Origin of the sequence: Streptomyces sp. GC420, assembly GCF_009916105.1 — a bacterium.
Taxonomy (GTDB): Bacteria; Actinomycetota; Actinomycetes; order Streptomycetales; family Streptomycetaceae; genus Streptomyces.
The window spans coordinates 1-9,721 of the sequence record NZ_JAAAXQ010000319.1 but is presented as its reverse complement, the minus strand read 5'-3'; the positions used below and the strand labels follow the sequence as shown (position 1 = coordinate 9,721).

The following is a 9,721-nucleotide window of genomic DNA, read 5'->3' as shown; positions in this document are numbered from 1 at the left end:
CCCCGGCCCCGTCGCCGCGACCGGCACGGCCGAGGCATGCGCGGCCCCGTGGCCCCGCCCCAGGTGCCGCTGTCCACAAGCCGCGCGGAGTCCTTCGGCGACCTCGTGCAGGACTCCGTCGAACGGCTGGAGCGGCGCTGGCCGCAGTTGGCCGAGGTCGATTTCCTGGTGCTGGACGTGCCCCGGCCGGCACCCGCCGGAACCGACCCGGGCCCCTGGGGGGACGAGACCGTGCCGCTCGGCGGGGCCGTCCCCGCGCGCGACGGGCAGCCGGCGCGGGTCGTGGTGTACCGGCGGCCCGTGGAACTGCGGACGAAGGGCCGGGACGAGCGGGCCCTGCTCGTGCACGAGATCGTCGTGGAGCAGGTCGCGGAACTCCTCGGCCTGGCGCCGGAGTCCGTCGACCCCCGTTACGACCAGGACTGACGGGGTCAGTCCTGGGTCAGCAGTGACAGGTCCTGCCTGGCCTTGGGGACAGCCACCATGCCCTTGTCGTCGGGCAGCGTCTGCACCGTGAACATCGGCACCCCGTCCTGCGGCAGCGCCAGCGTGCGCGAGGCGTGGACCTCACCGCCCGGCTCCGGCTCGACCGTCAGCGCGTACGAGCCCTTCAGCCCGTCCGGCACCGGCGGGGTCACCGCCGTCGTCGTACCGGCCTTGACCGTGTACGTCTCCGAGACCGGCTCCCCGCCCCCGGTGCCCGCCGAGGCAGTGACCTTGACCTTGACCGTCCTGTCCAGCGCGACCAGGGACAGCGTGGACCCCTTGGCTCGGTTGTCCAGGGCGGTGGCTCGGTCCGTGACCGCGGCGGTGGCCGGGATGAACGCGACCTCCTGATCGGGGCCCTTGCCCCGGGTGACGCGCAGCGCGGCCACGACCTGCTCGCCGCCCGCACCGCCCTCCTCGGGGCTGAGGATCAGCGAGCCGGCCTCGCCCTGCGTGATGTTCCCCAGGTCGACGGCCGCGGTCATGCCGCTCTTGATGTGCAGGCTCTCGTTGCCCGCCGGGGTGATCGTGCCGTTGCGCCCGGCCAGCCGCACCTGCACGTCGGCGTCGTCGTCGCCGGTGGCGAAGGCGATCAGCCGTACGGAGACGGCGTCGGCCGGGATGCCGGGCATGACGAGGGTGCCGGCGGGGTCGGCCGAGGCGGGGAGCCAGTCCGTGCCGATCTGGTCGTCCGTCGCCCGGAGGGACGCCCCGACCCGGCCGGTGCGCGTGGTGACGTGCACGGTCAGGTTCACGGACGGTTCGGTCGTGAACGTCGACAGCAGCACCGGGACGCTCGACCCGGCGGGCACGGTGATGCCCTCGGCGACATCGGACTTGATGGCGCCCTCGTCGTCGTACAGCTCCAGGTCGACGACGGCCGCCGTGTCGTCCGGGTTGGTCAGGTGGATGTAGTCCTGGCGGCCCTCCGCCGTGCTCGCGCCGGGGAACCAGAAGTCGGTGTCGGGGGCCGTGCACGCCAGACCGGCCAGGCCGCGGCCGTCGCCCGCGCTCACCACGGTGGTCTGCTGGGCGGCCCAGCCCGGAGCGAGCCGTCCGTCGGCGCTGCCGATGAGCGCCGGGGCCTCGGTGCCCGACGCCTCGGCGGTGACCGGAGTGCCCGGCTCCTCGACGGTGAGCAGCGGCTTGCGCCCCTTGTCCCCGGCCGCGCCCGCCCCGCCGTCCTTCGCGTCCTCGTCGTCCGCCGCGACCAGCGACTGCGTGGCGGGCAGCAGTTCGGCCGCGCCCTTCCCGGCCGAGCCGCCCGAACCCTCGCTCCGCGGGGTGATGGAGGTGTACGTCGTCTCGGCCAGGTCGGAGTTGCCGGCCTGCGGGCAGACCAGGGTGGAACGCTCGACGGGCAGCCGCCGGGCGGCCGTCGCGGTGGTGCTCTCCGCGGCCCCGTCGGGCGCGGTGACGGTGGCGACGCCGGTGACGGCGGCCAGCGCGGTGGCCACGGCGAGGAGCGAAATGGTGGTGCGGTTCACTGAGTGCTGCTCCCGTTCCGACGGCCGTACCGGCTTCCGTCCTCGCTGCCGTCCTGCGGGCCGTCACCGTCGCCGTAGCCATGGCTGTACTCGTCGTACTGACCGTCGTACCGGCCCTCGTACTGCGCCCCGTACCGGCCCTCGGCGTACTGACCCTCCGCGTACTGAGCCTCGGCGTACTGCCCCTCGGCGTACTGAGCCTGCTGGTACGGCTCGTAGCCCTGGTCGTGGCCGGCCTCGGCCTGACCGCCCCCGCCCTGGTACTGCTGCTCCTGCGGCGGGTACTGCTGGTAGCCGTTGTCCCAGCCCCCGTACTCGTCGGGGCCGGCCTGCCGCGGCAGGGCGTAGGGATCGCCCTCCCGGCCCGCGGGGGGCTCACCGAGGACCGGTCCTTCGCCCGCCTCGTCCGTGCCGCGGGACTCACCGGCCCCGCCGAACCCGGCGGCCTCGTCGGACTCGCCCGACTCTGCCTCCGCCGCCGCCCGCAGCCTGCGCGCCCGCCGGCCGTCGCCCTCGACCGCCTGCGCGGCCACGGCGAGCTCCTCCTCCGGCAGGTCGTCGTCGATGTCGCGGCGGCGGCCCGGCAGGGCCATCACCACGAGCACCACGGCCAGCGCGCCTTGCGCCCACAGCCAGACGGTGTGTGTGAACGGGTCGTCGAAGGTGACGTCGAGGCGGCCGCCGGACGGCGGCAGTTCGAAGCCCTGCGCCCAGCCGTCGACGGTCGTCCTGCTGAGGGGCTGCCCGTCGAGCGTGGCGGTCCAGCCTTCGTCGGCCCGGTCGGCCAGCCGCAGCACCCGGCCCTCCTGGCCCGCGGGAACGCGGGTGTGCACCTCGACCTGGCCCGCGGCCACGGCCGCCGGCTCCGTGCCCTCCGCGGTGATGGTGACACGGGAGACCTGGCGGTCGACGCGCCACAGGGCGCTGCCGTCCTGCTGGCTGAGCCTGGTCAGGCCCGGCGTGGTGTCGAGCACGCGGCTCATGGACCGGGCGGCCCCGTCGCGCACCAGCACATAGCGGACGGCATAGCCGCCGAGCTGGTCGGCCTGGTCGGCGCCGGAGCCGGCGACCAGGTTGGAGACGATGCCGTCGAGCCGGCTGTCGCCGCCGTCGGCCTCGGCGATCTCGGCGTCGCCGAGGCGGCCGCCGGAACCGCGGACCAGCGTGTAGGAGACCTCGCCCGCCGAGGCCCCGCCCAGCACCAAGGTCCTGGCCTGGTCGCGGGTGCCGCTCTCCTCCGCGACGAAGGCCGGTACCTGCACCGGGTCGCGGCGGGTCAGCGGGCCGTCGGCACCGGTGAACATCCACCCGACGGCGGCGAACAGCGGGGCCGCCGCGGCGGCGAGCGTGATGAGCACCGCGGTGGGCTGCCGCCAGCCGAAGTTCATCGCCGCGACGCGCTCGCGCGCCCCGTCGGCGCCGAGGACCGCGGCGGCGATCAGCGCGATGCCGTAGACGAGCGTGGCCGGTCCGGCCCAGCCCTCGCGGTTGGCGGGGACGGCGAAGACCAGCCCGACGAGGGCCACGGCCCACGCGGTGAGGATGGCGAACTGCCGTGCGCGGCGCAGCAGCGCGGCGAGCGCCGCGAGGACCACGCCGGCGAACAGCAGCCCGCCCGCCGTCTTGGGCCCGCCGGGGCTGATGCCCAGCAGGTCGGTCGCGGAGGCCGCTCCGGCGCCGGATCGCAGGCCGGCCTCGCCGAAGAAGGCGGCCGGGTCGGTGAGCAGGTTCAGCGACCAGGGCGCGAGGACCAGGACCGGCACGCCGAACTGGGCGAGGAAGCGCAGCCCGTACGCCGGGAGGTCGTCACGGCGCAGCGCGAGCACACCGAGGCCGAGGACCAGTGCGACCGGCCAGACGACCGGGGTGAAGGCGGTGGCGAGGGTGAGCAGCAGGGCGTACGCCCAGGTAGCGCGCCAGCTGCCGCGCACGCCGGGAGTGCGCAGGCCGCTCGCGGCGATGCCGGCCCGCGCGATGAGGGGCAGCAGCACCAGGAGGGTCGCGGTGCCCAGGCGGCCGGAGGCGAGCGCGCCGGTGGCCGCGGGCAGGAAGGCGTAGGCGACGGCGGCCCAGGCGCGCAGCAGCCGGGACTCGACCAGCGGCCGGGAGGCGAAGTAGGCGGTGAGGCCGGCCAGCGGGACCGAGCAGACCAGCAGCACCGTGACCGCGAGGCCGGCGCTGCCGAACAGCAGGGAGCCGAGCGCGGCGACGACGGCGAGGTACGGGGGCGCGGAGGCGGTGCCTCCGGTGCCGATGGCGTGCCAGCCCCCGGTGTAGCGGCCCCACAGGTCACCAGCCTCGGCGGGAGCAGGGAGCAGGGCGCCGCCCGCGAGCGCGCCGCCGCCGAGCAGGTTGCGGCAGGCGATCAGCGAGACCAGCAGCAGCACGGCGAAGAGCACCGGCGCGGGCTTGCGCGCGATGCGCTTGAGCCGAGCGAACTGCTCGATCTCCAGGAAGTCGGCGTCGTCGTCGCCCGGTCCCGTCTCGACGGCTCCGTGCCGGCCGCCGGACGCCTCGGAGTCGGAGCGGCCGCCGAAGTTGCTGACCACCTGTTCGACGGTGGCCCTGACGGTGGCGCCGGGCGGCGGGAACAGCGGCCGCAGCTCGCTCGGCTCGACGGCGGGTCTGCCGCGCAGTCTGCGTCCGGCGAGGATGCGCTCGGGCCGCAGCAGGGTCCCGACCAGGCCGGTGACCTCGTCGAGGGCCTGACCGGGCACCTTGCCGACCAGGTAGGCGACGGTGCGCAGCAGGGTCCCGAGGACCAGGCGCAGCAGGACGTAGGGCAGTGCCGCGGAGCGTGTGTTGACGAGCAGGGTGTAGACCGCGCCGGCCTTGTCCACACGGTGCGGACCGGCCACGGAGCGTCCGGCGCAGTCGACGGTGCGGCGCTCGCGGGCGGCGGCCTCGGCGTGGCGGAGCACGGCCTCGGGCGCGATGAGGACGCGGTGCCCGGCGGCCTGGGCGCGCCAGCACAGGTCGACGTCGTCGCGCATCAGGGGCAGCCGGCGGTCGAAGCCGCCCAGTTCCTCCCACACGTCGCGGCGGATCAGCATGCCCGCGGTGGAGACGGAGAGCACGGCGCGGACCTGGTCGTGCTGGCCCTGGTCCTGTTCGCGGCGGTCGAGTCCGGTCCAGCGGCGGCCGCTGTTGGCGATGGAGACGCCGACCTCGAGGAGCTGCTTGCGGTCGTACCAGCCGCGCAGCTTGGGTCCGATGATCGCGGCGTCGTCGTTGTTGTCCGCGACGCGCAGCAGTTCGGCGAGGGCGCCGGGTTCGGGGGCGCAGTCGTCGTGAAGCAGCCAGAGCCACTGCACGGGCTCGCCGTACGGGAACTCCGGCAGGTCGTAGGCATCGTCGCGCCACTGCCGGCCGACCGGATCCCATCCGCTGGGCCGCTTCAGGTACGGCAGCTGTTCGGGTCCGGGTACGCCCGCGGTACGGGCGGCCTCCTCGACCGCGGTGCCGAAGCCGGTGCGGCGGGCCAGGTGCAGCACCCGGCTGTCGCCCAGCGCTTCGGCGACGAGTCTGGCCGAGTCGTCGGCACTGCCGGTGTCCGCCGCGACGGCGTTCTGCACGGGGCGTTCCTGCGCGGCGAGCCCGGCGAGCGCGTCGGGCAGCCAGCGGGCGCCGTCGTGGGAGACGAGCACGGCGGTGACGACATGCCTGGGGAACTCGGGTGCGCGGTTCGGGTCGAGACCCGCGAGACCAGAGGGCGCTCCGGAGGGAGCTGCGGATCCGGCGGGCGCGTACGCCGCCGGGCCGGCCCCGTAGGAGGCCGAGGAGTGGCTGTGCACGGACATCGAGGTACGGGCCCCGGTTCGGTGGACTGCGGTGGACGCGTGCGCCGCGTGTGAGCGGTGTGGCGTCTCGGACGGGGCCCCACACTAATGGCTGGACGGGACAACGGGTCCGCCCCCTGTGCATGAGCACGGGTGCGGACCCTTGATCGTGCGCGCTGTGATCGTGTGTGTGCCGCGCGGAGGACGCGCGGTGCCGTGCGCGTTCTTACGGCCGGTGCGTACGGCAGTGCGTACGGACCGGGACCGGACGGGAGGAGACCGGGATCAGACCGCGGCCTTCTTCAGGCGGCGGCGCTCGCGTTCCGACAGACCGCCCCAGATACCGAAGCGCTCGTCATTGGCCAGGGCGTACTCGAGGCACTCGGAGCGCACCTCGCAGGCGAGGCAGACCTTCTTGGCCTCTCTGGTGGAGCCGCCCTTCTCGGGGAAGAAGGATTCAGGATCCGTCTGGGCACACAGCGCCCGTTCCTGCCAGCCGAGCTCCTCTTCGGCCTCGTCGACCAGCAGTTCCTGAAACAGCTCGGTCATGTGCGCCCCTCGTCTGTCTTTGCGTCCCCGTGATGCTGCCGCTGCTGCTGCCGTTAGCGATTTCGGGCGAACGACACGAGTGAAATTACAAGTGTGCCGATCCGAGCCAGTCAAGCCGAGATCTGCTATTGAGCCCCTTATTCACTCTGCGGAACCAAGGCTCAACAGAAAGTGTTTAAATCGTCATAAAGCAGACGCCTGACCGGGAGGCCGTCACCTGCACCGCCTTCCCCAAGAGGGACGCTGCGAACATCAATCCCGTTGCCCCTCGGGGGTTTCAAGTTGCTGCTGGTGCGCCATTGTCCGCCGACAGGACCCCACAAACCTTTCCGCATCGAGGGCAACCGGATGAGGTGAAACATTGCTCACAATGTGGGCATTGAGTTGACAGCCGAGGTTTGAACCCGCTGTCCTTGGTGTCATGCCAGCGACCGCAGCGCTCCTCGCGACCCACGCAGTAGTCCGTGGGTTCCGCAGCGCTGTCCAGGCGCGCTGTTGCTGTTCCAGCTGTTGATGCCGTACCCCGCTCCGTACGTGCTCCGGCTCCCCCTTCCCCGCGACACCCAGCGCTTCTCCCGCCGAGGAACCACCGCACCCATGAACAGCGACAGCGACCTGCAGATCGCGGGCGACATCCTTGAAGTCCCGCACCTCCTCCGGCCCGAACGCCCGCACCCCGTCACCGTCGCGGAGTTCGCCGGTCTCGCCCGCTCCCTCGCCGGCGACCGCGCCCAGTGGGAGCACCTCGTCCGGTACGACGCCACCACCCGCTGGTACCACCGGCTGCGCACCGGCCCCGGCTACGAGGTCTGGCTGCTCAGCTGGGTCCCCGGGCAGGGCAGCGGACTGCACGACCACGGCCGCTCCTCCGGCGTACTGACGCTCCTGGACGGCGAGTTGACCGAGCGGAGCGGGCACGGCACCACCCGGACCCTGCGCGCCGGGGCGCAGCGCGTGTTCGCGCCCGGATACGTCCACGAAGTGGTCAACGACACCCTCGAACCGGCCGTCAGTCTGCACGTCTACTTCCCGGGACTGACCGAGATGACGATGCACACCGCCCAGTGCGCCCCGGCGGCCGAGGAAACCCTCTCCGGCTGACACACTGTCTCCATGCGCATTGTGGTTCTGGCCGGCGGCATCGGCGGTGCCCGTTTCCTGCGCGGCCTGAAGGCGGCCGCGCCCGACGCGGAGGTCACCGTCATCGGCAACACCGGTGACGACATCCATCTGTTCGGGCTGAAGGTCTGCCCCGACCTCGACACCGTGATGTACACGCTGGGCGGCGGCATCAACGAGGACCAGGGCTGGGGCCGCTCCGACGAGTCCTTCACCGTCAAGGAGGAACTCGCGGCCTACGGCGTCGGCCCCGAGTGGTTCGGCCTCGGCGACCGCGACTTCGCCACCCACATCGTCCGCACGCAGATGCTGGCCGCCGGCTACCCGCTGAGCGCGGTCACCGAGGCGCTGTGCGCACGCTGGCAGCCCGGGGTCCGGCTCATCCCCATGTCGGACGACCGGGTGGAGACGCATGTCGCCGTCGAGGTGGAGGGCGAACGCAAGGCCGTCCACTTCCAGGAGTACTGGGTGCGCCTGCGGGCCTCCGTCGAGGCCGAGGCCGTGGTGCCCGTCGGCGCCGAACAGGCCAAACCCGCGCCCGGCGTGCTCGAGGCACTGGCCGAGGCGGACGTGATCCTCTTCCCGCCGTCCAACCCGGTGGTGAGCATCGGCACCATCCTCGCCGTCCCGGGCATCCGCGAGGGTATCGCCGAGGCAGGGGTGCCGGTCGTGGGCCTCTCCCCCATCGTGGGCGGGGCACCCGTGCGGGGCATGGCCGACAAGGTGCTCGCCGCCGTGGGTGTGGAGTCCACGGCCGCGGCGGTCGCCGAGCACTACGGCTCGGGGCTGCTGGACGGGTGGCTGGTGGACACCGCCGACGCGGACAGCGTGGAGCGGGTGCAGTCGGCGGGCATCCGCTGCCGGGCGGTGCCGCTGATGATGACCGACGTGCAGACCGCCGCGGAGATGGCCCGCGCGGCGCTGGCCCTGGCGGAGGAGGTCCGCGCGTGACCACCGCCGCGCACTCCTTCCGGGTGTGGGCCGTGCCCGGCATGCCCGAGGTGCGTCCCGGGGACGACCTCGCCAAGCTGATCGCCTCCACCGAGCCGGGGCTGGTGGACGGCGACGTCCTGCTCGTCACCTCGAAGATCGTCTCCAAGGCGGAGGGCCGGATCGTCGAGGCCGCCGACCGGGAGGCCGCCATCGACGCCGAGACCGTACGCGTCGTGGCCCGGCGCGGGACCCTGCGGATCGTCGAGAACCGGCTCGGCCTGGTCATGGCCGCGGCCGGGGTGGACGCCTCCAACACGGAGGCCGGGACCGTGCTGCTGCTGCCCGAGGACCCGGATGCCTCGGCCCGCGCCGTGCGCGAGGGGCTGCGGGACATCCTCGGCGTCGACGTCGGCGTCGTCGTCACCGACACCTTCGGGCGGCCCTGGCGCAACGGCCTCACGGACGTCGCGATCGGCGCGGCCGGGGTGCGGGTCCTCGACGATCTGCGGGGCGGCACCGACGCCCACGGCAATCCGCTGAGCGCGACCGTCGTGGCCACCGCCGACGAACTGGCCGCCGCGGGCGACCTGGTGAAGGGCAAGGCGGAGGGCCTGCCCGTCGCCGTCGTGCGCGGCCTGCCGCACCTCGTGGCGGAGTCCGCCGAGGGCGGCCGGGCACTGGTCAGGTCCGCGGCCGAGGACATGTTCCGGCTCGGAACCTCCGAGGCGGTACGGGAGGCGGTGACCCGGCGGCGCACCGTACGGGAGTTCACCGACGCGCCCGTCGATCCCGGCGCCCTGCGGCGCGCGGTCGCCGCCGCGGTGACGGCCCCCGCACCGCACCACACCACGCCCTGGCGGTTCGTCCTGCTGGAGTCCGCTCGGTCGCGGACGCGACTGCTCGACGCGATGCGGGACGCGTGGATCGCGGACCTGCGGCGGGACGGCAAGCCGGAGGAGTCCGTCGCCCGGCGGGTCCGGCGCGGTGACGTGCTGCGCAAGGCGCCGTGCCTGGTGGTCCCCTGCCTCGTGACGGACGGCTCGCACACGTACGGCGACGCGGACGGCGGACGCCGGGACGCCGCGGAGCGCGAGATGTTCGTCGTCGCGATGGGCGCGGGCGTACAGAACTTCCTGGTGGCACTGGCCGGAGAGGGGCTGGGCTCCGCGTGGGTGTCCTCGACGATGTTCTGCCGTGACGTCGTACGCGAGGTGCTGGACCTGCCCGGGGACTGGGATCCCATGGGCGCGGTCGCCGTCGGGCACGCGGCGGCGCCGCCGAAGGAACGCCCGGCGCGGGACGCCTCGGCGTTCTACGAGGTGCGCTGAGCGGCCCGGGGACGGCGGGCCGGAAGGCCAGGGGGCCGGG

Annotated in this window: 7 protein-coding genes; 4 read left to right on the top strand and 3 right to left on the bottom strand. The window is 73.7% G+C overall.

The window, feature by feature from the left end:
- The coding region (locus GUY61_RS29425) for a metallopeptidase family protein (protein WP_166633286.1) at nt 1-426 on the top strand (426 nt) is incomplete at its 5' end.
- Nucleotides 427-431: 5 nt separating this feature from the next.
- On the opposite strand, the gene GUY61_RS29420 is transcribed toward GUY61_RS29425, so the two are convergent.
- The 3 genes from GUY61_RS29420 to GUY61_RS29410 all read right to left on the bottom strand — a co-directional run bounded on the left by GUY61_RS29420 (nt 432) and on the right by GUY61_RS29410 (nt 6,301).
- A complete protein-coding gene (locus tag GUY61_RS29420) occupies nt 432-1,973 on the bottom strand; it encodes a DUF5719 family protein (protein WP_166633285.1) in 1,542 nt (513 codons plus the stop codon).
- Entirely contained in the window at nt 1,970-5,773 is a 3,804-nt protein-coding gene (locus tag GUY61_RS29415; RefSeq protein WP_166633284.1) for a glycosyltransferase family 2 protein, read from the bottom strand. The genes GUY61_RS29420 and GUY61_RS29415 overlap by 4 nt, the downstream gene beginning before the upstream one ends.
- A 264-nt stretch (nt 5,774-6,037) precedes the next feature.
- A complete protein-coding gene (locus GUY61_RS29410) occupies nt 6,038-6,301 on the bottom strand; it encodes a WhiB family transcriptional regulator (RefSeq protein WP_053723761.1) in 264 nt (87 codons plus the stop codon).
- A gap of 597 nt (nt 6,302-6,898) precedes the next feature.
- On the opposite strand from GUY61_RS29410, the gene GUY61_RS29405 reads away from it, so the two are divergent.
- The 3 genes from GUY61_RS29405 to GUY61_RS29395 are packed head-to-tail and all read left to right on the top strand — an operon-like array spanning nt 6,899 to nt 9,681.
- Nucleotides 6,899-7,402: a cysteine dioxygenase family protein gene (locus GUY61_RS29405; RefSeq protein ID WP_166633283.1), complete on the top strand. Its 504-nt coding sequence runs from the start codon at nt 6,899-6,901 to the stop codon at nt 7,400-7,402.
- A gap of 12 nt (nt 7,403-7,414) precedes the next feature.
- Nucleotides 7,415-8,371 carry a 2-phospho-L-lactate transferase gene (cofD, locus tag GUY61_RS29400; RefSeq protein WP_166633282.1) on the top strand — a complete coding sequence of 319 codons (957 nt, stop codon included), beginning with the start codon at nt 7,415-7,417 and terminating at the stop codon, nt 8,369-8,371.
- Nucleotides 8,368-9,681: a coenzyme F420-0:L-glutamate ligase gene (locus tag GUY61_RS29395; protein ID WP_166633281.1), complete on the top strand. Its 1,314-nt coding sequence runs from the start codon at nt 8,368-8,370 to the stop codon at nt 9,679-9,681. Before cofD ends, GUY61_RS29395 begins: the two co-directional genes overlap by 4 nt.
- The last annotated feature ends 40 nt before the right edge of the window (nt 9,682-9,721 follow it).